This window comes from Calidifontibacillus erzurumensis (assembly GCF_013303125.1).
GTDB classification, from domain to species: domain Bacteria; phylum Bacillota; class Bacilli; order Bacillales; family Bacillaceae_J; genus Calidifontibacillus; species Calidifontibacillus erzurumensis.
The window spans coordinates 44,057-66,712 of sequence record NZ_JABTTE010000019.1; the positions used below are offsets into that span (position 1 = coordinate 44,057).

The window sequence follows — 22,656 nt, forward strand, 5'->3', positions numbered from 1 at the left end:
TTATTTTTTATAAATTATAGATCATTCTGTATTTTTCTTCTAAATATTGAATTAAATAATCAGCGTTTAAACCTTCACCTGTTACATCGTTAAGAATTTCAAGTGGTTTCTTTAATTTACCATATTGATGGATATTGTTGTTTAACCATCCTTTGATTGGAAGTAAATTTCCTGTTTTCAACAACTCATCGTAATTCGTGAGTTCCTTCCTCATTGTTGCCCGAAATTGTGCTGCATAAATGTATCCTAGGGCATATGATGGAAAATAACCGAAACTACCGCCAGCCCAATGAACATCTTGCAATACTCCTTCCCCATCATTTTTTGGAGTAACACCTAAATACTCTTCCATCTTTTCATTCCAGATAGCAGGTAAATCTTTAACATGTATTTCATCGTTAAACAACCCTTTTTCAATTTCATATCGGACGATTACATGAAGCGGATATGTTAATTCATCAGCTTCGATTCTAATTAAGGAAGGCTTTGCTTCATTAATGCCTCGATAAAAATCTGAAATAGAAACGTCCCTAAATTGTTCGGTAGAATATGACTTTAAAATATCAAAAAAGTAAACCCAAAAATGATAATCTCTTGCTACAAAATTCTCCCAAAACAATGACTGTGATTCATGGATTCCCATAGATGTGCCATCACAAAGCGGTGTTCCAACGAGATCTTCCGAAATATTTTGTTCATAAAGGGCATGGCCTCCCTCATGAATCGTGCCAAATACGGCTGTTCTAAAGTCAGATTCATCGTATTTTGTAGTAACCCTGACATCGCCACGGTTTAACGTAATCGCAAATGGATGGACGGTCTCATCAAGCCTGCCAGCATCAAAATCATATCCCATATGTTTTAATACGTGCAAACTGAAAGCCCTTTGTTTCTCTTTTGGAAATTGCTTAAATAAAAAGTCAGTTTTCGGTTTACTTGGTGATTCAGTAATTTTGTGAACTAGTGGTACAATATTTTTACGCAATTTTGCAAACGTTTCGTCTAAAAGTTTTACAGTAATACCTGGTTCATATATATCTAAAAGTAGATCATATTTATTTCCTACATTTGTTGCGCTTTGGATGGAACTCCAATAACCGATGAATTTTTTATTGAATTCTACAAGTTTCTCCAAATATGGCCGAAACATTTCAAAATCAGATTTTTCCTTTGCTTCCTCCCATACAGATTCAGCTTTAGACTGTAAAATTACATATTCTTTATATTCTTCTTTAGGAATTTTTGTATTGCGCTCATACTCTTTTTTACATTCTAAAACTGATTTTTTCGTGATTTCAGAAAGTCCATCCACATTTTCTAATGCCTGAATAAAATCTGCCATTTTTTCTGAAATTGACATTTGAAAGACTTCTTGTGAAAGAATGCCAACTACTTCTGAACGCTGATCAATTCCTTTTTTAGGAGCACCTGTGCGCATATCCCAAAATATTAACGACAATGCTTCATTGTATGCTGCCATCTTTTTTAAGTACTCTAAAAATTCAACTTCAATTTTTTTTAAAGATTGTTCCATGCGTAACACTTCCTTTTTCATAAAACTTTTCATTCATTTCCATCCTAATTGCTCGTAGGAATTATTTAGAAGACAGCGTCACTTTATTCTTAACTTCAGCTCTTTTTTTATAAAAAAATAATGCAAAAAAAATTCCAGCAAGACCCCCTGCCATATCTAAAAAGACATCTTGTACAAGCGGCGTTCTGTTTTCAGTATACATTTGATGATATTCATCGGTTGCTGCATAAATGGAAACTATTATAAAAGATACCATAAAATAGGTAAGTTTTCTTGAATGAAAGAATAAAACAAACCCCCGATATATTAACAAACCTAAAACAAAAAAAGCGAAAAAATGACTAAATTTACGGATCAAAAATTCAATCAAGCCTGCTTCACTAACTGTATTTACATTGATTTCTTTTCCAGCATAAGAAATTGTAATTTTCGATAATAAAAAAGAAAGAACAGTTGGATGAACATCCTCTTTAAAATGATCAATAACTATCTCTAATTCCGGTTTTATATTTTGCCTATCATAAGGCTGATCTGAAAAAATAAAGATCATCGCCATCCATAAAATGATTGGCAGAAAAATATTGGACAATTTTTTCATCTTTAACCTACCCATTACGTTCGTCACTTCCACTATAGACATCCCTTTTAAATATTATTCGTTTAAAATTTCGACCGAATTTTTATTGTTTTTTTGATCATAGGTATGAATTTTAATAAAAGTGTTAATACTGTTAAAAAGGATGCTCGGAGGTCTTGCAATGAACACTTTCCTACTTTTAATTTTCAAAGATATTGCCATTACGATTATAGGCATGATAATATCTTTTTTCTTTTTTTCTTTTCTTGCTTATACGTATGTAAATATGTTTAGATTAAAATAATCTATGTTTTTTCGTTTTAACTATATGATGATAAAGAACTGGCATTACCCTATAGGGAATGCCAGTTTTATTATTTATCACATGATATTCTTGTTGTTTTTATACTTTTTTAAAATTTACTTGTTCGACCAAAACACTCAACAATTATTACGAGGAGGGCGTTTTCCCCAATATTGAAAATAATTCGTTTGTATAAAGCCATTGAACAACTTTCTTTTTTTTGTGGCTTGTTTCCCATAAAATTTTTCGAAATCAGGATGAGACGTTAACATATATACGGACCAAGTGTCGTACGGCTCGAATACTTTTCCCATTTCTTCATACATTTTTTCAACTTCTTTTTTTTCTCCTATACGTTCTCCATATGGTGGATTCCCAACAATTACACCGTAATTTTTTTTCGTCGTAAAATCTTTTACTTGCATCTGCTTAAAGCAAATAGCATCCCCAAGTCCCGCTTCTAAAGCATTCTTTTTTGCAATTTCCACCATTTTATGATTTATATCAGAACCGGTAATATCAAGAGGTTGATCATATTTAGCTAAATCTTCTGCCTCTTGATAAGCTTCATCCCAAAATTTTTGATCAAGCCAATGCCATGTTTGTGAGACAAATTCTCTGTTAAAACCTGGAGCGATATTTTGTCCAATTAATGCTGCCTCAATCGGTATAGTTCCTGAGCCGCAAAATGGATCAACAAAAGGACGGTCAGGACTCCAGTTTGTTAATAGCACAAGAGCTGCTGCTAACGTTTCTTTAAGAGGTGCTTCACCTTGGTAAGCACGGTATCCTCGCTTATGTAAACCGATGCCACTTGTATCTATAGTTAACGTTGCAACATCTTTTAATAAAGCAACTTCAATTTTGTATAACGGTCCCTTTTCTTCAAACCAAGTAATACGTCGATAAATTTTTTTTAATCTTTCTACAATTGCTTTTTTAACAATTGCTTGACAGTCTGACACGCTAAATAGTTTTGATTTAACAGACTTTCCTGTCACTGGAAATTGTGCGTCTTCATGTAAAAATTGTTCCCACGGCAATGCTTTTGTTTTTTCGAACAGTTCATCAAAGGTTGTTGCCTTAAATTCACCGACTTTTATTTTTACTCGGTCTGCTGTTCGAAGCCACAAATTAGCTCGGCAAATTGCTGACAAATCCCCTTCAAAGGTAACTTTTCCATTATCTACAACGACATTTTCATAACCTAAATCTCTAACTTCTTTTGCAACTAATGCCTCAATTCCCATTGCAGCCGTTGCTATTAACGTAATCTTATTCATGCTCAAACTCCTATGCAATAAACTTACTTCATTATAAAATGCCATGAATTTTTCATATTTAGAAATCCAAGAAAAAAGCCTCCTCTAACAAAAAATGAGAAAGGCTTAAAGCTTACTATTACTAATTATTTCCTTTTATATACCTAAATAAAAAGTATATGTATAAAATTAAAATTCTATTAGTCAAATAACTTTCTGCCAAACACATGCTTTTCTAAATTTGACAGCCGCTTTAAGATATCATAGTTTGTATTACCGGTGCCAATGTTTGTTGCTCCTGGTTCCATCCCTTTATTTTGTATATTTTCGAGCTGTTTTCTTAAGCGTAAATTTTCTTGCTGAAGCTTTTCGATTTCTTGATGAAAAGTTTCGTAATCTTTTATGATTAAATCAAGGAATTGATCAACTTCATCCTTGTTATAACCTTTAATGGAAGTTTTAAAATCTTTTTCCAATATTTCTTTGGCAGTCAGTTTCACTTTATCGGAAAGCATACAAATTCACCTCTACACAATACCCCACATATTATTATCTTCTATTTTTCCAAAATATATATTAATTGTCAATGGAAGCGCCTTATACAAGAACAAATTTCAATTGTCTGTCTTGCTAGTTGAGTCGGTAAATGAGGCGGTGCTGTTAGATGTTTTTTTAAGTATTAACTTGCCGCTAATTAAAAGCGGCAAGTCAGTAATTTAATATGAATACGGGCGTTGACACATCATTCCCATTCCAGGAGCCATTCCTGGAGACATCATCCCCATTTCTGGAGCCATTCCAGGTGCCATCATACCAGGAGCCATTCCAGGTCCCCCTCCTAGGTAAGGCATCGGTCCTGGACAGCAGTTAATATGTTGATGAGCAACATTTGAAACATGTGAAACAGTATTTGGACATGTATGCACATGTTCAAATAATTTATGATGATGGACAGTCGTATGGGTCGGATGGATATGCGGCACTTGGTATACTTCTGTTTCATGGACATCGCAGCATTTTGTCGGATGAACAATAGGGCTTAACATCTTTGGCCTAGGGAAATACATATCTTCAATTCTCCTTTCTTCTAGTAGGTTCACTAATAAATTATGAAATTCAAAGGGTACATGTACTAATGGATATACCTAATTTTTAGCCTTTAGCCGCCCTTTTCTTTTAACCTTTTATTTTTTCTTCAAGTCTTGCTATTCTTTTTTGATAGGCTGCTTTGTCCTTAACTATTACTGTTTTCCTTATCCGCTTTTTTTCCTTCCATGTTTGATAAGCAATTTTTGCATAGTATAGCGCCCTTTCAAAATCTTTCCAATGATGTTCATACAACTTAGAAAGCTCTGTTGCCGCTTCTTCATCTGCATATAATTGATTTTCTACCAACTTTGTCCAAATTTCTGCTGCCTTATCATAGTGTTTTTGCTTTTTATAGATGCTTGCAAGAGATTTAAACAATTGATTGTCACGAACATGGTCTTGATAGACAAGCTCTTCATAAAGATGTTCAGCAAATTTTATTTGCCCGAGTGATTCGAACCAACGGGCGATTTCATATTTTTCTTCATTTGTTGGTTTCAGTAACGACTTATTTAACAATTTTTTTGAAATATGAATATATAAGCTTATTAAAGACAACACGTCTATCTCATTATGAATAAATACACCTTTTATCCCTTTAGGATTTTGATCCTTTAAAAAATCAAAATAAAGGAGAGGAGCCAAAGACCCATGAACATCATTGATGCGGTTAATGTTTAATACTTCTTTTTCAACGATTGATAGGCGCACCGATGGGAGCTTATGTTTCCATAACCGTCTTGCCGCATGCAACAAATCAAAATGACCAAATGCAGGTAACTTAGGAACTGCATCGCGAATGAGCGTATGTCTTGTTTGAATTTGCGGCCAATCGAACGATTTGCCATTATAGGTCGTAAGTTTCATTGCTTGATAATCACCGACATCTGTCAAAAAACCCTGGTACAAGGCGACCTCGCAACTTGGATTTGGTAAAAAATGCTGTGTTACGCTGACATGATCATCAAAAATTTTCGCGTAACCGATGAGAAAAATCATGTTGCCAACCCCACCAAGTCCTGTTGTTTCTGTATCAAAGAAAACCATCTTAGAAGGCTCCCCGTCTGAAAAAGCCAATGGATGATCAATCGCCATTTCTTCCCAAAGTTCGATTACATCGTAAAACTCCCGAAAGCGATGCAAACCATGTAAGTAATCCAATGGGTAAGAAACTTTACGAATAAGAGAAAATTGATGGTCAAAATAAAAGGGCTTTGTTTCAAAAGCATTCCATTCTTCCAAATATGGAATGTCGATTTGATACATAGTTTGATCATCCATTTGCTTTTCTTGTTCTTTTGATGACCGGTCATTAGAAACTATATGTTTTTTAAATCGATTCAATTTATTTTTTAATGTCATTTCATACACCTTGCTTTAAAAACTCGCTGTAATAAGTTGAGGCTTTTTATAAAAGTTGATATCTACAAAGCTTAGTTATTGTAAAGTTTCAACAGTTTTTCAGTCACATTTTTTGTATCTTCCCCTATAACATCCATACCAACGCATGATGGACAACCGGATTCACAAGAGCAGTTGGCTAGAATCTCTTTGGCTTCCTCAAGCAATTTTTCCATGAGCTCGTACACCTTTTCACTTAAACCAATACCGCCAGGATACCGATCATATAGAAAGATTGTCGGTTTTTCTAAGTGTACAGATTTAATTTGTGGCACTACATGAAGGTCGGACGGATCGCACATGACATGTAATGGTGCGATGTGGCGCAAAAGATTTGCAATGCCAACAAGTCCTTGCTCCAGTTTTTGTTCACTAATTGAATTTTTAATTGTCTCATCTAAACAAATCCAAGCTGCATTCGTATGTAACTCTTCTTCTGGCAAATGAATTGGACCGGATCCAATATTTTCATGGGTATCAAACTTGATTTTTTTAAAAATTGTTGCCATCGCCCGAACCGATACTTCCCCAAAGCCGATTGAAGCCATTTCCATTTTCCGCTCTTTTTCAACATCAAGGACTTGCAATTGAACAGCTAAATTCGCATCAGTAAAATAATCGACATCAACTTCACGGACAAATGCTTTTTTTTCTTCCCAATCCAACTTCTCAACCTGATATTGAACTCCTTCATGCAAGTAAATCGCCTCTTCATGTAGAAGCGTCATCGCACTGAAACGATCCATTTCTCCGATTACTTTCACATGTGCTATGTCAGTTTGATCGATAATGACAACATTTTCTTGTGATGCTGAACGCAAACTTATATTATGAGCTGGAAATGATTGATTCATCCAATACCATTTGCCGTTATTGAAATGGAGTACTTGTTCCTCCGTTAAAAATTCGAGAATTTCTTCGAGTTCAACTCCGTCAAACGTTTCTCCTTTTTTAAATGGAAGTTCAAACGCGGCACATTTTAAATGATCAACAAGGATAATTAAATTATTAGGATTGATCCGTGCAATTTCCGGACTTCGTTCAAAAAAGTATTCTGGATGCTGAACGACATATTGGTCAAGAGGTGTCGAAGAAGCGACCAAAATCACGAGTGCTTCCCCTTGTCTTCTACCAGCACGACCTGCTTGCTGCCATGCACTTGCGATTGTCCCCGGATAACCAGTCATGATACAAACCTGCAGCTGTCCAATATCAACTCCTAATTCAAGCGCATTCGTGCTAACGACACCATATATTTCTCCATTGCGCAATCCATGTTCAATTTCACGCCTTTGTTTTGGCAAATAACCTCCACGATAACCACGGATTGATTTTGGACCCAATTCTTTTTCAATAAGCCCTTGCAAATATGTTAATAGAATTTCAACACGCACACGACTACGAGCAAAAACGATCGTCTGAATTTTATTTTTTAAAAATTCACTAGCGATATTTCGAACTTCCAATGTCGCACTTCTTCTAATATTTAATGGTTTATTGACAACTGGAGGATTATAAAAAACAAAATGTTTTTTTCCAGCAGGCGCACCATTGTTATCGATCAATTCCACTTTTTCACCAATTAATTTTTCCGCAAGTTCTTTCGGGTTCGCGATCGTTGCTGATGTACACATGAATAATGGTTTACTACCATAAAAATTACAAATTCTTTTCAATCGACGGATAACATTAGCGACATGGCTTCCAAAAACACCTCTATAAATATGGAGTTCATCAATGATGATATACTTTAAATTTTCAAAAAGCGACACCCATTTTGTGTGATGAGGTAATATTGCAGAATGGAGCATATCTGGATTCGTTATAACAATTTGTCCTGCTTGACGAACTTTTTGACGGATGTTTGCAGGTGTATCTCCGTCATATGTATAGCTATTAATATTTATACCAAGCACATCGATCAATTCAGTTAATTCACTTTTCTGATCATAGGCAAGTGCTTTTGTAGGAAATAAATATAACGCTCTGCTATCTGGCTCAGTAATGATTTGTTGAAGTACAGGCAGATTATAACAAAGCGATTTACCTGATGCCGTCGGTGTTACAGCAACAAAATGTTTATTTTTTCTAGTCATTTCATATGCTTCTCTTTGGTGTGTATAAAGTTTCTGAATTCCCCTATTCTCTAAAGCTTCTTGAAGTCTAGAATCTATTGATTCAGGAAAAGGGACAGTTTTTGCTTGCCTTTCGGGAATCGTATGCCAATGAACGATGTTTTTAGAGAACCGTTCATCATTGTGAAATTGCTCGATGATCTGTTGAAGATTTTTTCGTACATACATGTCATTCACTCCCATTCATTTCAATCTCTATTTTAGAGAATAAACGTTCGAATAGTAAATGAAAATTTCGTTTTCAAATCAAAGTACCATATATTGGATATTTTTAAAAATAATTGGATAATCTATTAATAAACATATTATAGTAAATAGACCTGCAACGGGAGGATTGTGTAATGCAATTACATAATAATATGGAATTTGAAATTAAAGACAACTTTATACCAAATTTAAATAAAGCTAATCGTTTAAAAATATTAGAGGTATCGCCGGAAAGTGTTGTTGTACAAATGCAAAATTCGAAAAGCCGCGGTGTATTTCCTATCGATCATTTTCAATATTACATTAGAAAAAATTTACTTGTTCATATAAAAGAAGAAGAGGAAAGACTTGAAAGCACCGGTGAATAAACCGGTGCTAAGTCATAATTGTACCATGGTAATCGCTTCGCTCGTATATTCAACTGTAAATCTTCCAGATGCTTTTTTACTAGCACCCCTTTTAATAATCGAAACGGATTTTCCATCTGTAATATTGATGCCGGTAGGTACTTGTTTCAATAGTTTATATGTTTTCGTTACTCCATTTTTCAATTGGACATTTGCCTCCAAATATTCCTTATCACCTTCGTCATATACTAATTCCAATAGATTATAAATCATATGATCATCATTTGATTTCCAAACAATTGTTTCTGAAAATCCTTTCGGTATGGCAAACTTTCCAACTAATTTTTCCTTATATTGATGATGTTCAATGACTACATCAGCTATTTTCGGATCAGGCAAACATTGTATGCCCAAAATACTATCTTTACGAACTGTTACTTTGCAATCCGTTGTTTTAAGGATTGTATGTTTACAATATTTCACAGGCACTAATGGTTCCAACGTAATGCAACCAGATTGTTCTGTTTCTTTTTTATTAAGAACAAAAAAGATTGTCACAAATGTTTTTCGTTTATCAATTCCTCTGCATTTTAACAATTTTCCATTTTTCATATAAAAAAGAAAAGGCCTCTCCCATGCACTTTCTTTCAATAGCCTTTCTTTCAGATCAACCATTTCAACCACGACTCCCACTATTTCAATCTATTTTATCCTATTCCTACATGTCCTTTTCTGTTAAGGCAGCAAGGAAAAATGGTTGATTGTCCATTTGAAACCGAGCTGATATTTTTCTTTCCTGAATGTTCATTCCATTTCAACATTTACGCAGAGCAGACGCCAATTATTTAAAATTGGCGCCCTAAGGCATAACAACAATTTTCTCTTTACATGAAGTACAATACTTGGCGTATTCAATACAACATTCAAGAGTATCATCCCGCTCCATCGGCCACCAACGAATAGCTCCCGTAGGAGCTTTTGCTGCATATTGTTCGACAAAATAAGGAACATTTCCGACGACGACAACTTCTATGTCATTAAAGTTTGTCTTCAAACCTTTTTCTAGTGTTTTGTATAATTGTGTATAATCAACATTTGACGCGGAATATGGAAGAGGAAAAAGAATCGAAACTTTTGAAGGATTTTCATTGATTACATGGGCTGTCTTACGGGCAGGATCGTCTGGATCGGTAAGCCATACGCGATTATAAGGAACTAGCTCTGGCATTCCTAGTCCTTTTATCTTTCCGTATATTCTATTGTGATAATAATTTTTTAATTCATTGACAAGAATTTGTATTTGCCTATTTCTTTGAAACGTAGAGTTGTCTCCCCCTTTATTGCGATATTGTATATAAAGCAATTCAGGGATGGCGACATATTTTGTACAGAGGAATGTTCGAATCAGCAGATCATAATCGTCTCCAACTAAAAGTTCTTCCCTGTGCCCACCGACCAAATGGTAACAATCTCTCGTCCAAGCACGGGGATGGTTTGGAAGTCCAACTAAATGGCGAAGGGTGTTGCCATTAATCGTTGTATGTCTTTGGACATTTTGCCAACGATTCATTTTATGAATCCATACTCGGTAATGAACGCTGTATCCATACCCGCAATCCCACCCATACCAATGCGCAAAGTTGTTTTCAGCATAAACTTCCGTACAATCCCCATATGCAAAACCGCATTCCGGATGCTCTTTAAATGCATTTACAATTTTTTCTAGACAATCCGGCATTAATTCATCATCATGATCAACTTCAACTAAAATTTCCCCTGTGCAAAGTCCAGCTGCATAACGTTTGATTGATCCAATATACCCATTGCGCGAATCTTGTCGATATCTTCGAACACGTGGATCATCAAGCGTTCGCAAAAAGTTTTTATAAGTCTCATCGTCGTCACCAGAATCGTCGACGATCACCCATTCCCAATTCGGATATGTTTGATTTAATAAAGAACGATAAGGGCGTAAAATTTTATCTTTTGATCGATAGCTTGCAGTAAAAACAGATACTAGCGGTGTATCTGAAGTAAATTTTGTCTCAGGAATCGTACGATTTTCAGGAAGTGGATCTGTTACTTTCAGCCAACAATAAAATAAATTAAACGGTTGTACATCCTCTGGAGATTCAAAATGAAGCCAACGTTTCCTCTCATGAAGCGGCAGACTTTTTAAACTTTCAAACTCTTTCCAGTCGCTTCCAATCGATACATAAACACGAGGTTTCTTTGGCAGCGCATCTATTAATTGATCTTTCGGACCGTATAATTTCACAATAATTCCTTTTTCATAAAGTCTTTCAATCATCTCTTTAATTCCATCATACGATTTTAATTTGGATATAAATATATGTGCTGTCAACAATGGTATTAGATTTGCAATCATCACGTTCGACCCTCTCTTTCAAAAACTCATTCTATAAATATGAGAATTGAATAAATATGTTACTGCCTTCAAACAGTTCAATATTTTTATCTATAGGAAGCAGTTTGCCAAATGTAACCTTAGCCATGAATGAAGAATAAGTTATATAGGCAGAGTTTTGAAAATTTATTATTGAACTTTTACTGATTTCATTAATAATGAGAGGAGTTGGCGTTTTATTATATCATGAAAAAAATTCCATTTTTACGGCCAAACTTAGTAAAAAAAGAAGCATTACTACCTTATTTAGAAGAGATCGAAACATCAAGAATGTATAGCAATTTTGGCCCGCTCAATAAACGGTTTGAAAAACGAGTTTTAGAAGAATATTTTGATAATATTGGCGATGCTGCAACAGTTAGTAACGCTACAATTGGCTTAATATTGGCGATATCAGCATGCAAAAATCCAAAAGGAAAATATGCTTTAATGCCAAGTTTTACGTTCGCTGCAACACCACTTGCTGCCTTATGGTGCGGATTGGAGCCTTTTTTTATTGATATTCGTCCCAACGATTGGTGTATGAATGAAGAGCTACTAGAAGATACGATAAAAAAATTAGGTAATGATGTTGCTGTAGTTATCCCGTATGCTACTTTTGGCACTTATCTTGATCTTACCTTTTATCAACAACTCCATAAATCAGATATTCCGGTTGTCATAGATGCAGCAGCAAGCTTTGGTGTGAGAGGAAAACAAGGACATTTTGGAAAGAGTTTTCCCGGTTTCGTCGTCTATAGTTTTCACGCAACAAAATCATTCGGTGTCGGGGAAGGCGGTTTAGTCTATAGTGGAAATCGAGAGTTCATTACTAAAATTCGACAAGCTGAAAATTTTGGATTTTCCTCTGATAGAACGTCAAATCTTCTAGGTTTGAACGGTAAAATTTCTGAGTATACAGCTGCGATCGCTTTATCTACTTTAGATGTTTTCGAGGAAAAAATAAAAAAGAGAAAGCAGATTTATTCTTGGTATGTAGAACAGCTTCATCAAAACGATTTACTTTCAAAAGGCTGGACGTTACAAAAAACGGAAGGAGATATACCTCATCAATTTATGCCGCTTACTTGTCCGAAAAATATACACAATCATGATATTATAACTTTCCTTAAAAACGACCAAATCGAAGCACGCACGTATTTTTCTCCTCCTTGCCACCTGCAGCCGCTTTTTAGTAAATATCCTCAAACATCTTTGACTGCAACGAATCAAATTGCTAAACAGATCATTAGTTTACCTTTATGGGAAGAAATGACAGAAGAAGATGTTCGTAAAATTGTAGGAAGGTTGGTTTCATTCAAATGAAAGTTGTTATTTGGGGTTGCGGTGGCCATGGTCGGGAGGTTCTTCATTTATGTGAACAAATCGGGATTGAGGTTGTAGGATTTCTAGATGAACGGCCTGAATTTAAAGGAAAAGTGATTGATGATATTCCAGTTCTAGGAGATCTACCAGACATCCTTCATTTACAGAATAAAGTAAAAGTTGTATGTGCTGGAGTTGGCAGCCCACAATTAAAAAAACGATTTGTTGAAAAAACGAAACATTATGGGTTTGAATTTTCTGATCCATTAGTACATCCCTCTGTTTACATTTCAAAAAGAAATCAAATCGGCATTGGAACAATCATTTGTGAAGGAACAATTATAACAACGAATGTTATTATAAAAGATTTTGTTATCATCAACCGTCGAGTTAACATAAGCCATGATGATCGAATTGAGAATTTCGTTACAATTTCCCCAGGTGTCAATTTAGCAGGAAATGTTACGATTATGGAAGGAGCTTACGTAGGCATCGGAAGCTCTATACGCGAAAAAATTACGATCGGTCCGTGGGCAGTCATTGGAGGAGGCGCTTTTGTTAAAGAAGATGTACCTGGACATACATTGTATGCTGGTGTGCCAGCAAGGTTTAAAAAGTACTTAGAAAGTTGGGATACGGATGGGAAAACCGTTAGTTAGTGTTGTCATTCCTGCTTTCAACCGACCCCATACTCTTAAACTCGCATTAAATAGTGTATTAGAGCAAACATACCCTAACATTGAAATAATTATTTGTGATGATAGTACAAATGACGAAGTAAAAGAAATGATTGTTCCATATTTAGAAAAATATTGTTTTATAAAATATTATAAAAACGAAAGAAACTTATTTCTTGAAAACTGGCATAAATGCTTTAATTTGGCAACAGGAGAATATATTAATTACTTAATGGATGATGACTTATTTCATAGAGAAAAAATCGAAAAAATGATTTATTTTTTTAATGAATTCGACAACATTACCCTCGTTACATCTTATCGCCAAACGATTAATGAAAAAGGAGACTATATTAATCCAATCCGTGCAACAATGAGATTGTTTAAGGAAACGAGAATTTTAGACGGAAAAAATCTCGGAAACATTGTTTTAACCCAGTGTTTGAATGTGATTGGCGAACCAACAACTGTTTTATTTAGAAAAAAAGACTTAACAGAACCTTTTGGTGTTTATAAAGGTAAGCAATTTTCACTAATTAATGATGTAGCATCTTGGCTATCTCTATTGAGCAAAGGTAAAGCTGTTTATATTCCAGAAGCACTTAGTTTTTTTCGCTTGCATCCGAATCAAAATAATAATAAACTTGGAATCCAATCTTTCAGCCAATGGTTAGATATCATCATTACATCAAGAGAAGACGGGTTTCTTGAAACAAACGATTTATATAAAACAGCACTTTTAACGTACCGAAATAGAGTAATAGGCTATCCTCTATTTAAAAAAGATATCGAGCGTATTGATAATATACTTGAGAATCTTCAATAAATACAGGGCATTCTCCAAGCTCAAGCTTAGAGATGCCCTGTTCTTAGTTTACTTCGTTCATTTGAATTAAAAACCGTGTAACCGCATCTTTCCAATGAGGCATCGCATCAAAATTGTTAATACGAAGTCCCATATGGTCGAGGACTGAATATTTTGGCCGTTTTGCTTGCCTTGGAAATTCCTCAGTAGTACATGGAGTAAGTGTAATTGGTCTGTTTGTTTGTTCAAAAACTTCTCTGGCAAATTCAAACCACGAACAACTTCCAGTATTGGAAACATGATAAATTCCATATTTATCTGTTTCCATTAACTGGATAATACATTTACAAAGATCAACCGTATAGGTTGGACAACCAATTTGATCGTTCACAACAGCTATATGCTCTTTTTCTTTCGAAAGTTTTAACATTGTTTTTACAAAATTATGGCCGTATTTTCCAAAAAGCCAAGAAGTTCGCACAATAAAGAACTTTGAGTGAAAGTCCCGTACCATCATTTCACCGGCTAGTTTGGAACTTCCGTAAACATTTATCGGGGATACTGGAGAATATTCATGATACGGGGTTTGAGCTTTTCCATCAAATACATAGTCCGTACTTATATAAATGAATTTTGCACCTATTTTTTCAGCAGCAATTGCAGTATTTCGCGTGCCAACAGCATTAATAAGATAAGCAAAATCAGGTTCCAATTCCGCTTGATCTACCTTTGTATAAGCTGCACTGTGAATGATGATATCTGGTTTTATTGAAAAAACAGCCGATTTAATGTTATCTTGATTCGTAATGTCTAGTTCAGTCTTCCCCATACCGACAACTTCATAACCTGAACGTGATAAAACATGATTAAGATCTGACCCAAGCTGTCCATTTGCTCCAGTGATGAGTACTTTTGAAATGGCATTTTCCCTCCTTAATGAATTAATTTTTTCCACCACTTTTCATGTTCCAAGTACCATGAAATTGTATCGTTAATCCCTTCTTCAAAAGAGTAACTTGGCTCCCAACCGAGTTCAGTTTGAATTTTTCTCGAGTCTATCGCATATCGATAATCATGCCCCAATCGGTCAGGAACAAATGTAATTAAATCTTTCGGCGCCCCTAGTTTTTCCACAATCAGTTCAACGATTTCTAGATTTGTCCTTTCATTATTCCCACCGATATTATAAATTTCTCCAGGCTTGCCTTTATGAATTACCAAATCAATCGCAGCACAATGATCAAGAACGTGCAGCCAGTCGCGAATATTTTTTCCATTTCCATAGACAGGCAATGGTTTTCTTAAAATTGCGTTAATAATCATTAATGGTATTAATTTTTCTGGATATTGGTAAGGACCATAATTGTTGGAGCATCTTGTAATATTTGTATTCAAGCCATATGTTTTGTGGTAAGATCTAACGAGCATATCAGCGCTAGCTTTACTGGCTGAATAAGGACTGTTTGGAGATAAAGGAGTTTGCTCGGTAAAAAATCCGGTAGGACCAAGGGAGCCGTAAACTTCATCCGTTGAAATTTGGATAAAGCGTATTGAATGATTTTTTGCTACATCTAATAGCGTTTGTGTACCGATAATATTAGTAATTACAAACTCAGTTGAACTCCTTATACTGCGATCAACATGAGATTCTGCTGCAAAATTGACAATTACATCAATTTCATATGTTTTTACAATATATTCTATAAGTTCTTGATTAACAATATCTCCTTTTACGAATAAATAATTGCTGTTATTTGCAATGTCGGCTAAATTTTCTAAATTACCAGCGTACGTCAACTTGTCATAATTAATAATTTGATAGGATGGATATTTCTGAAGCATGTAATGGATAAAATTACTTCCAATAAAACCTGCTCCACCTGTAACAAGTAAGTTCATTTTTCTTCACCTGTTAGCTTTCATCAATATTTTTTAAAAATGGTAGTTTTTTATCTTTTTCGGACAAAATTGGTATTGAAACTGGCCAATCAATACCGAGATCAGGGTCATCCCAGCGGATACCCCTATCATATTCAGGATCATAATAGTTATCAACTTTATACATCACAATTGTATTTGGAACAAGCGTACAAAATCCATGAGCAAACCCTTTCGGAATTAAAAGTTGTCGCTTATTTTCTTCACTTAAAATGATGCTAAAGCACTTGCCAAAGGTCTTTGATTTTTTTCGTATATCAACAATAACATCGAAAATTGCCCCCATACCCACACGAACGAGTTTAGTTTGTGCTTTTGGTTCCAATTGGTAATGCAATCCACGTAATACACCAGCATCTTTTGAAAAGGAATGATTATCTTGAACAAAATCAATATTGATACCATTCTCCTCTAATAATTTCTTGTTATAGCTTTCCATAAAAAATCCCCGGTTGTCGTGGAATACATGGGGTTCTAAAATAAATACGCCTTCAAATATAGTCTCTTTAACTTTCATTTCCCACCTCTACGATATCAATCGCAATAAATATTGGCCATAATCATTTTTTAATAACGGTTTTGCCAAACAATATAATTGATCTTTTGTTATATATCCCTTTTGATAAGCGATTGCTTCAATACAGGCAATTTTAATGTTTTGAGCTTCTTCAACCGTTTTAATAAATTGAGTTGCTTTATACAAAGATTCATGGGTTCCAGTGTCAATCCAAGCATTGCCATTTTCTAAAATTTTCACGGTCAACTCCCCACGTTCAAGGTACACTTTATTGACATCTGTAATTTCCAATTCACCTCTTGAGGAAGGTTTAATACTTTTAGCTATTTCAACAACGTGATTATCATAAAAATATAGCCCGGTGACTGCATAATTCGTTTTCGGATTTAAAGGTTTTTCTTCTATAGAAATCACCTTGCCATCCTCAGAGAAATCGATCACTCCAAATCTCTCCGGATCGTTTACATAACAACCAAAAATAGTTGCACCTTTTTTTAGGTTTACGACTTCACAAAGAAGCTTTTCAAATTGCTGCCCGTAAAAAATGTTATCACCTAAAATTAAGGCAACATTGTCGTTCCCAATGAATGGTTCCCCAATAATGAATGCTTGAGCAATTCCTTCTGGAGAAGGCTGAATAGCATAGCTAATCGATATACCAAAATCCTCTCCATCTCCAAGCAGTTCTTTATATCGTGGTGTATCCGCTGGAGTTGAGATGATTAAAATTTCTTTAATACCTGCTAACATGAGGGTTGACAAAGGATAATAAATCATCGGTTTATCATAAATCGGCAACAAGTGCTTTGATATAGATTTCGTTAATGGATAAAGCCTCGTTCCACTCCCTCCTGCTAAAATGATTCCCTTCATTCAATTTCCTCCTGTAACTATATTTCAATAAAGGAATTTTCTTGAGTATTGTATGATAGGGTATTAAAGAAAGTACCTGCAAAGTTTTCATTATAAATGGAAAAGACTAGCTCGAACAAACTAGCTAGTCACTACATATGTTAATAAAAGGAATACACTAGAAATATAAAAGGAAAGTTGTGAAATGAGGAATTGCAATTCTTTTTTACATGGAAGACATCATCGTAAGACTTTGTGTGACCGTTGTCGTGGTCAAATTTGTCCTCCGTATTGGCTTGTAGAATTTATAAAAGAAAATCAAAAGCGGAGAAACAAACCATTAAAAGTTGAAACTTATGAATATTATACAGTCTCGGATGGAAAAAAGAAGATTTACACGGATGAAGATGAAATTTCTGATTATGGTAAAGTTGGCATTATCGATCCTAAGGATATTTCTTATGTTAATTTGTTTATTAATGGTGTTTTACAACCCTCTGTCCTCTATTCAATTGAAAAAGGAAAACTTATTTTACATTCTGTTGACCCACCAGTAAAAGGGGTACCTATTATATTACAATTTATTAAAATAATAAACTAAGAAAGATAGTGGCAACATCTAAGTGCTGCATATAAAGAAAGTCAATTTTTCATCATGTTAAGTAAGATAAGATGAAAAATTGACTTTACTGTAATTATTTATATTTAAGTGATAATCGTTGTATCAGATATAGATTCAGGATCAAAAATGACTACTTCCAAGACAATTGGAGTTTGTGCTTCAATAGGATCCGATCCAAGTGGAACATCTATTTCAAGTTTACCTACACCAGTAGCTCCAGGAGTGTAAGAAAGTAAATCTTGCATTTGTAGAGCACCATTGATTTCTACTGTAAAATAGCTATTATCTGTTGGAAGTTCAGGTAATTCTGTGACTGCTGCCCCGCTATCAGTTTCAAAACTAGCTGCATCTATTGTTAATGTGGTTCCTGGAGTAGTCTGTTCTACAGTTTCATAAACGAACTTTAGAACAGTTGGTTTTGCAGTTGTTGTTGTGGTTGTAGTTGCTTGGGCAAAAAGCTTAATGATTCTAAGTGCCATTTTAAAATTCATCCCCTTATATGATTCTCAAATGATTTACCGATAGTTAATTATCCTTATATTAACAATTTGATAAAGTTGTCCAATTCAATTCGAGATGCTATTTTAAACAAGCTTTTTAGTTTTTAGCTTTAGCAGGATAACGAGATGTAATACAAATTTCTCCTTCGCATTCATGTAAATCAGGATCGTCACTATCTACATTTGGACAAGATACTGTAATTCTATTAAATTTAGTATAGGTAAAAACTACGCTGCTATTATTAAATACTCTAATAGGATCCCCAACTTGGTTGTTATCGAGAAAGAAAGTTACAGTAATAAAAGGCACTTGTCCATTGTCAAAGCTAACAAATCCACTGGCAAATATTTTCTTTAATCCTTCCGTTTGAAAGACTGTTTGTGTTTGACCAATAGGTACACTCCATTCAGCACAAATGCAATCCTTCAAAAATTTTTTATCCATTTTACACTCGATAACTTTTTCTTCTTTTATTTTTATACATTTTTCACATTTACAATCTTTTTTACATTTTTTACTCATTGTTTCCACCACCTTTAACCTAATATTTTTATTTAAAAATCGTTTTTGATGAAGTTGATTTGGTTGAATATTAAAATAGGAAATGTTTTCTTTAACAAGATAGTTAGATATTAATTTTGCAAAAGGTATAGAATTAAATTCTATACCTTTTGCGATTTTTGTAAGAAATTCATTCTCGATCATTTATTGAAATGTTATTCGATTGTAATACCAGCACTTGCAAAACCTAGTACGAGAGATGCTAAGCTTAATCCTAAAGTATCTGACAAGAATACTAAAAGAATTTTTTGACCTGCAGTAACTGGTATATTTACCGCTTCTAAAGCTGTTGCAACATCTCCGATAGAAATAACTGGACCAAGAGTTGGAGATAAAGTTACTGGAGTACCTAATGGAGCAAATGTATTACTTGTTGGTGCTGAAACGTACAATTGTACTTGAATAGCTATTGGTCCTATCAAGTTAACAGCAGCAGTTGCGCTAAAGAATGCAGCGATGGAAGTAATTGTTCCATCTCTTGGAACTACAAATGCAAAATCTAAAAGTGAACCGACACCGAGATTGATCGTTGCACCTACAACATCAACTCCGACAAAGTTACTACCAAATCCAACTACTGAACCAGTGTTTGCAACACCTCCTAATACCGTTACAAGTTCTACAGGAGTACCTGATGCAAACGGAACGACTGCTCCAACTGCTGGGCCTTGGTCCCCTTGTGGACCTTGGTCGCCTTGGGCTCCTGTTTCCCCTTGTGGACCTTGATCCCCTTGCGGTCCTTGATCGCCTTGTGGGCCTTGGTCGCCTTGGGCTCCTGTTTCCCCTTGTGGACCTTGATCCCCTTGCGGTCCTTGATCGCCTTGTGGGCCTTGGTCGCCTTGAGCTCCTGTTACCCCTTGTGGACCTTGATCCCCTTGCGGTCCTTGATCGCCTTGTGGGCCTTGGTCGCCTTGAGCTCCTGTTACCCCTTGTGGACCTTGATCCCCTTGCGGTCCTTGGTCACCTTCTGGGCCTTGATCCCCTTGCGGACCCTGGTCGCCTTGGGCTCCTGTTTCCCCTTGTGGACCTTGATCCCCTTGCGGTCCTTGGTCGCCTACTGGACCTTGATCGCCTTGCGGACCTTGGTCCCCTTGGGCTCCTGTTTCCCCTTGTGGGCCTTGGTCGCCTTGTGGGCCTTGGTCGCCTACTGGACCTTGATCCCCTTGGGCTCCTGTTTCCCCTTGTGGACCTTGATCCCCTTGCGGTCCTTGGTCGCCTACTGGACCTTGATCCCCTTGTGGACCTTGATCCCCTTGGGCTCCTGTTTCCCCTTGTGGACCTTGATCCCCTTGCGGTCCTTGGTCGCCTACTGGACCTTGATCGCCTTGCGGACCTTGATCCCCTTGGGCTCCTGTTTCCCCTTGTGGACCTTGATCCCCTTGCGGTCCTTGATCCCCTTGCGGTCCTTGATCCCCTTGTGGGCCTTGGTCGCCTTGTGGGCCTTGGTCGCCTGTGCCTTGTGGACCTTGAGCGCCTTGTGGACCTTGATCTCCTTGTGGACCTTGATCTCCTTGTGGACCTTGATCACCTGTGCCTTGTGGACCTTGTGGGCCTTGTGCACCTTGCGGACCTTGGTTGCCTTGCGGACCTTGTGGACCTTGGCTTCCTTGTGGACCTTGCGGGCCTTGTGCACCTTGCGGACCTTGGTTACCTTGCGGACCTTGAGCGCCTTGTGGGCCTTGATCTCCTTGTGGACCTTGGTCGCCTACTGGACCTTGATCTCCTTGTGGACCTTGATCTCCTTGTGGACCTTGAGCGCCTTGTGGACCTTGCACACCTTGTGGCCCTGGACCTTCCGCACCTTGCGGGCCTTGTGCACCTTGTGGGCCTTGAGTTCCTTGCGGGCCTTGTGGGCCTTGTGGGCCTTGAGCCCCTTGTGGGCCTTGGCTTCCTTGTGGGCCTTGCGGACCTTGTGGACCTTGAGCGCCTTGTGGACCTTGCACACCTTGTGGCCCTTGTGGTCCTTGGCTTCCTTGTGGTCCAACATCACAATTTTTATCTTTTTTTCGTCTTACCATATAAGTAAAATCACATATACATGTATCTTCTATACATCCACATCTACAATAAGGATTATTGCATCTTCTGCATCCCAATTTACCACACCTCACTTTTTTTATTTTTTTCAATCATCAACTCTTCTGGATCCGAAAACACACTTAAAAATCGTGTTTGAATGCACATTTTGCCTTTGTAATCACTTTGAAAATCATTTTCACATTTGCAACTATAGTCAGAAATGGAGTTTTCAGGACTAGAAATCATGATTTTATTAAATTTAGTAAAATTAAAAGCTACGGAACTATCTTTAAAAACCTTTATTTCATCACCAACTTGACAGTGATTTATGAAAAACTTGACAATTATAAATGGTTTTTTTCCACAATCATAGCTAATACATCCTGCAGCATAAATTTCCTTAAAACCTGCCGTTTGAAAGACCGTTTGGATTTCCCCTTTCGGAACAATCCATTCACAACAGATGCGATCTTTCATAAAACTTTTTTTTACATTACTATGAATTGCCCGATATTCTTTTTGTTGAATTTGTTCTAATGAAAAATCGCAACTGTTCCTTACAAAAAGGTTATTTTCAATAACTTTGTCCCCCTTTTTGTTTATTTTGTAGTTCATTAGTATTTGTATTGAAACAAGCTGCAAATTGAAACGACTCTTTTAAAAAAAAGGCTCATTTTTTTAACAAAAATTACTTCTTAATAAATAGGTTAATATCTATGACGTTTACAAAATTGAACAAAAAATCTGCAACTTTATCAAAGAAGGAACAGTCATTAATATTTTTGAAGCTTAGTAATAAAAAATAATTCATTTTGGAATTTTTCAAGAAGTTCTTCGAAGGAATAATTAATGAGGAAGGGAAACATGTTTGTCAACGCTTCATCATATGGTTGGCCAAGGGCAACACGAAGTGTAATATATTGATGAAATAAAAGAGCTTTTTCAAAGTCTATGCCAAGTTCATATAAACCTATATACAATTCATCTCTAGGAATTTTTTTAATTTTATTAAAAACTTTTTTATTTTTTTCTATAAGTTTTCTTTCAATATAGAAAGTGACGTAATCGGTGTAAATCATTTGTCCAATATCATCGGTCTCTTTTTTGGAATTTGTAAAACCGATTACTCGTTGATCCATATTTTCTCTTAAAATAAATGTTTTATTGCCTTGCAGGTGGGCAATAAAATTTTTTACACTGTTATCAAATAATTTATCAAACTGAATAATTTCATGTAACTTTACGGCAAAATCTCGGTTTTCATCCCCAACAATAAATAGCCGATCAACTATTGGCAATAGTTTCAGAACCCCTTCAGATAGCTGGCTGGATGCATCGTAAATAATGATATCAAATTCTTTCTTCAGTTGTTTTACTTTTCTTTTTTGTTCAATTAATGACAGGTTGGAAAACCCATGTATGAAATCATTTGAAATTTCTTCTTTTTCCAAAACCCCATAAGAAATAAACGCTACTTTTAAAAATGTATTTTTTTTTAGCCATTGATAAATTGATAGTGACATTTCGGTTACACCAGATTTTGCTTTTGGCGAATAGAAACCTACCATATACATG

The 22,656-nt window shown here is 35.8% G+C and carries 22 protein-coding genes and 1 pseudogene; 5 read left to right on the forward strand and 18 right to left on the reverse strand.

The features are described from left to right. Positions 1-7: 7 nt before the first annotated feature. The 7 genes from HR057_RS12945 to HR057_RS12975 all read right to left on the reverse strand — a co-directional run bounded on the left by HR057_RS12945 (position 8) and on the right by HR057_RS12975 (position 8,470). Positions 8-1,534 carry a carboxypeptidase M32 gene (locus HR057_RS12945; protein WP_173731894.1) on the reverse strand — a complete coding sequence of 509 codons (1,527 nt, stop codon included), beginning with the start codon at positions 1,532-1,534 and terminating at the stop codon, positions 8-10. Between the two features lie 61 nt (positions 1,535-1,595). Further along, positions 1,596-2,165 (reverse strand): VanZ family protein, encoded by a 570-nt coding sequence (locus HR057_RS12950; RefSeq protein ID WP_173731867.1) that lies wholly within the window; start codon positions 2,163-2,165, stop codon positions 1,596-1,598. A gap of 387 nt (positions 2,166-2,552) precedes the next feature. Beyond that, positions 2,553-3,698, reverse strand: a complete 1,146-nt coding sequence (locus HR057_RS12955; protein WP_173731868.1) for a THUMP domain-containing class I SAM-dependent RNA methyltransferase — start codon at positions 3,696-3,698, stop codon at positions 2,553-2,555. A 179-nt stretch (positions 3,699-3,877) separates the two neighbouring features. Continuing rightward, a complete protein-coding gene (gene gpsB / locus HR057_RS12960) occupies positions 3,878-4,192 on the reverse strand; it encodes a cell division regulator GpsB (protein WP_173731869.1) in 315 nt (104 codons plus the stop codon). A gap of 201 nt (positions 4,193-4,393) precedes the next feature. Further along, positions 4,394-4,744 carry a CotD family spore coat protein gene (locus HR057_RS12965; RefSeq protein WP_173731870.1) on the reverse strand — a complete coding sequence of 117 codons (351 nt, stop codon included), beginning with the start codon at positions 4,742-4,744 and terminating at the stop codon, positions 4,394-4,396. A gap of 109 nt (positions 4,745-4,853) precedes the next feature. Beyond that, positions 4,854-6,128, reverse strand: coding sequence for a ribonuclease H-like domain-containing protein (locus HR057_RS12970; RefSeq protein WP_173731871.1), 1,275 nt, complete (start codon positions 6,126-6,128; stop codon positions 4,854-4,856). 71 nt (positions 6,129-6,199) lie between these two features. Beyond that, positions 6,200-8,470, reverse strand: a complete 2,271-nt coding sequence (locus HR057_RS12975) for a DEAD/DEAH box helicase (RefSeq protein WP_173731872.1) — start codon at positions 8,468-8,470, stop codon at positions 6,200-6,202. Between the two features lie 173 nt (positions 8,471-8,643). On the opposite strand from HR057_RS12975, the gene HR057_RS12980 reads away from it, so the two are divergent. Further along, positions 8,644-8,877: a hypothetical protein gene (locus tag HR057_RS12980; RefSeq protein ID WP_173731873.1), complete on the forward strand. Its 234-nt coding sequence runs from the start codon at positions 8,644-8,646 to the stop codon at positions 8,875-8,877. Positions 8,878-8,889: 12 nt separating this feature from the next. On the opposite strand, the gene HR057_RS12985 is transcribed toward HR057_RS12980, so the two are convergent. Beyond that, positions 8,890-9,531, reverse strand: a complete 642-nt coding sequence (locus HR057_RS12985) for a hypothetical protein (RefSeq protein ID WP_173731874.1) — start codon at positions 9,529-9,531, stop codon at positions 8,890-8,892. Positions 9,532-9,715: 184 nt separating this feature from the next. Next, positions 9,716-11,245, reverse strand: a complete 1,530-nt coding sequence (locus HR057_RS12990) for a glycosyltransferase (RefSeq protein ID WP_173731875.1) — start codon at positions 11,243-11,245, stop codon at positions 9,716-9,718. Positions 11,246-11,470: 225 nt separating this feature from the next. On the opposite strand from HR057_RS12990, the gene HR057_RS12995 reads away from it, so the two are divergent. The 3 genes from HR057_RS12995 to HR057_RS13005 are packed head-to-tail and all read left to right on the forward strand — an operon-like array spanning position 11,471 to position 14,092. Next, complete coding sequence (locus HR057_RS12995) at positions 11,471-12,589, forward strand: DegT/DnrJ/EryC1/StrS family aminotransferase (RefSeq protein WP_173731876.1); 1,119 nt, start codon at positions 11,471-11,473, stop codon at positions 12,587-12,589. Then, the gene (locus HR057_RS13000; protein WP_173731877.1) at positions 12,586-13,248 is read left to right on the forward strand and encodes an acetyltransferase; all 663 of its coding nucleotides are present in this window, start codon (positions 12,586-12,588) and stop codon (positions 13,246-13,248) included. The genes HR057_RS12995 and HR057_RS13000 overlap by 4 nt, the downstream gene beginning before the upstream one ends. Then, positions 13,229-14,092: a glycosyltransferase family 2 protein gene (locus HR057_RS13005; RefSeq protein ID WP_173731878.1), complete on the forward strand. Its 864-nt coding sequence runs from the start codon at positions 13,229-13,231 to the stop codon at positions 14,090-14,092. The genes HR057_RS13000 and HR057_RS13005 overlap by 20 nt, the downstream gene beginning before the upstream one ends. Positions 14,093-14,135: 43 nt before the next feature. On the opposite strand, the gene rfbD is transcribed toward HR057_RS13005, so the two are convergent. Genes rfbD through rfbA form a run of 4 tightly spaced genes read right to left on the reverse strand, consistent with a single transcriptional unit; the run spans position 14,136 to position 17,399 of the window. Next, entirely contained in the window at positions 14,136-15,029 is an 894-nt protein-coding gene (gene rfbD / locus HR057_RS13010; RefSeq protein WP_329955884.1) for a dTDP-4-dehydrorhamnose reductase, read from the reverse strand. Further along, a complete protein-coding gene (gene rfbB, locus HR057_RS13015) occupies positions 15,005-15,970 on the reverse strand; it encodes a dTDP-glucose 4,6-dehydratase (protein WP_173731879.1) in 966 nt (321 codons plus the stop codon). Before rfbB ends, rfbD begins: the two co-directional genes overlap by 25 nt. Before the next feature lie 13 nt (positions 15,971-15,983). Next, the gene (gene rfbC / locus HR057_RS13020) at positions 15,984-16,526 is read right to left on the reverse strand and encodes a dTDP-4-dehydrorhamnose 3,5-epimerase (protein WP_173731880.1); all 543 of its coding nucleotides are present in this window, start codon (positions 16,524-16,526) and stop codon (positions 15,984-15,986) included. 9 nt (positions 16,527-16,535) lie between these two features. Further along, a complete protein-coding gene (rfbA, locus tag HR057_RS13025) occupies positions 16,536-17,399 on the reverse strand; it encodes a glucose-1-phosphate thymidylyltransferase RfbA (RefSeq protein ID WP_173731881.1) in 864 nt (287 codons plus the stop codon). 184 nt (positions 17,400-17,583) lie between these two features. Between rfbA and HR057_RS13030 the strand changes: the two genes are divergently transcribed. After that, positions 17,584-17,979, forward strand: a complete 396-nt coding sequence (locus HR057_RS13030; RefSeq protein ID WP_173731882.1) for a DUF4183 domain-containing protein — start codon at positions 17,584-17,586, stop codon at positions 17,977-17,979. Between the two features lie 104 nt (positions 17,980-18,083). Here HR057_RS13030 and HR057_RS13035 read toward each other — a convergent pair whose 3' ends face one another. From HR057_RS13035 to HR057_RS13055, 5 genes and pseudogenes are all read right to left on the reverse strand, one after another. Beyond that, a complete protein-coding gene (locus tag HR057_RS13035; RefSeq protein ID WP_173731883.1) occupies positions 18,084-18,479 on the reverse strand; it encodes a DUF4183 domain-containing protein in 396 nt (131 codons plus the stop codon). Positions 18,480-18,597: 118 nt separating this feature from the next. After that, positions 18,598-19,023 carry an S-Ena type endospore appendage gene (locus tag HR057_RS13040; RefSeq protein ID WP_173731884.1) on the reverse strand — a complete coding sequence of 142 codons (426 nt, stop codon included), beginning with the start codon at positions 19,021-19,023 and terminating at the stop codon, positions 18,598-18,600. 194 nt (positions 19,024-19,217) lie between these two features. Further along, positions 19,218-21,044, reverse strand: a pseudogene (locus HR057_RS13045) (exosporium glycoprotein BclB-related protein); the annotation flags it as partial. A 115-nt stretch (positions 21,045-21,159) separates the two neighbouring features. Further along, a complete protein-coding gene (locus HR057_RS13050) occupies positions 21,160-21,723 on the reverse strand; it encodes an S-Ena type endospore appendage (RefSeq protein WP_173731886.1) in 564 nt (187 codons plus the stop codon). Between the two features lie 131 nt (positions 21,724-21,854). Further along, a complete protein-coding gene (locus tag HR057_RS13055; RefSeq protein ID WP_173731887.1) occupies positions 21,855-22,655 on the reverse strand; it encodes a hypothetical protein in 801 nt (266 codons plus the stop codon). Between the last annotated feature and the right edge of the window lies 1 nt (position 22,656).

Coding starts and splice junctions, on each gene's coding strand:
- HR057_RS12945 (WP_173731894.1), bottom strand. CDS start 1,534: ATGGAACAATCTTTAAAAAAAATTGAAGTTGAATTTTTAGAGTACTTA.
- HR057_RS12955 (WP_173731868.1), bottom strand. CDS start 3,698: ATGAATAAGATTACGTTAATAGCAACGGCTGCAATGGGAATTGAGGCA.
- gpsB (WP_173731869.1), bottom strand. CDS start 4,192: ATGCTTTCCGATAAAGTGAAACTGACTGCCAAAGAAATATTGGAAAAA.
- HR057_RS12965 (WP_173731870.1), bottom strand. CDS start 4,744: ATGTATTTCCCTAGGCCAAAGATGTTAAGCCCTATTGTTCATCCGACA.
- HR057_RS12970 (WP_173731871.1), bottom strand. CDS start 6,128: ATGACATTAAAAAATAAATTGAATCGATTTAAAAAACATATAGTTTCT.
- HR057_RS12975 (WP_173731872.1), bottom strand. CDS start 8,470: ATGTATGTACGAAAAAATCTTCAACAGATCATCGAGCAATTTCACAAT.
- HR057_RS12980 (WP_173731873.1), top strand. CDS start 8,644: ATGCAATTACATAATAATATGGAATTTGAAATTAAAGACAACTTTATA.
- HR057_RS12985 (WP_173731874.1), bottom strand. CDS start 9,531: ATGGTTGATCTGAAAGAAAGGCTATTGAAAGAAAGTGCATGGGAGAGG.
- HR057_RS12990 (WP_173731875.1), bottom strand. CDS start 11,245: ATGATTGCAAATCTAATACCATTGTTGACAGCACATATATTTATATCC.
- HR057_RS12995 (WP_173731876.1), top strand. CDS start 11,471: ATGAAAAAAATTCCATTTTTACGGCCAAACTTAGTAAAAAAAGAAGCA.
- HR057_RS13000 (WP_173731877.1), top strand. CDS start 12,586: ATGAAAGTTGTTATTTGGGGTTGCGGTGGCCATGGTCGGGAGGTTCTT.
- HR057_RS13005 (WP_173731878.1), top strand. CDS start 13,229: ATGGGAAAACCGTTAGTTAGTGTTGTCATTCCTGCTTTCAACCGACCC.
- rfbB (WP_173731879.1), bottom strand. CDS start 15,970: ATGAACTTACTTGTTACAGGTGGAGCAGGTTTTATTGGAAGTAATTTT.
- rfbC (WP_173731880.1), bottom strand. CDS start 16,526: ATGAAAGTTAAAGAGACTATATTTGAAGGCGTATTTATTTTAGAACCC.
- rfbA (WP_173731881.1), bottom strand. CDS start 17,399: ATGAAGGGAATCATTTTAGCAGGAGGGAGTGGAACGAGGCTTTATCCA.
- HR057_RS13030 (WP_173731882.1), top strand. CDS start 17,584: ATGAGGAATTGCAATTCTTTTTTACATGGAAGACATCATCGTAAGACT.
- HR057_RS13035 (WP_173731883.1), bottom strand. CDS start 18,479: ATGGCACTTAGAATCATTAAGCTTTTTGCCCAAGCAACTACAACCACA.
- HR057_RS13040 (WP_173731884.1), bottom strand. CDS start 19,023: ATGAGTAAAAAATGTAAAAAAGATTGTAAATGTGAAAAATGTATAAAA.
- HR057_RS13055 (WP_173731887.1), bottom strand. CDS start 22,655: ATGTATATGGTAGGTTTCTATTCGCCAAAAGCAAAATCTGGTGTAACC.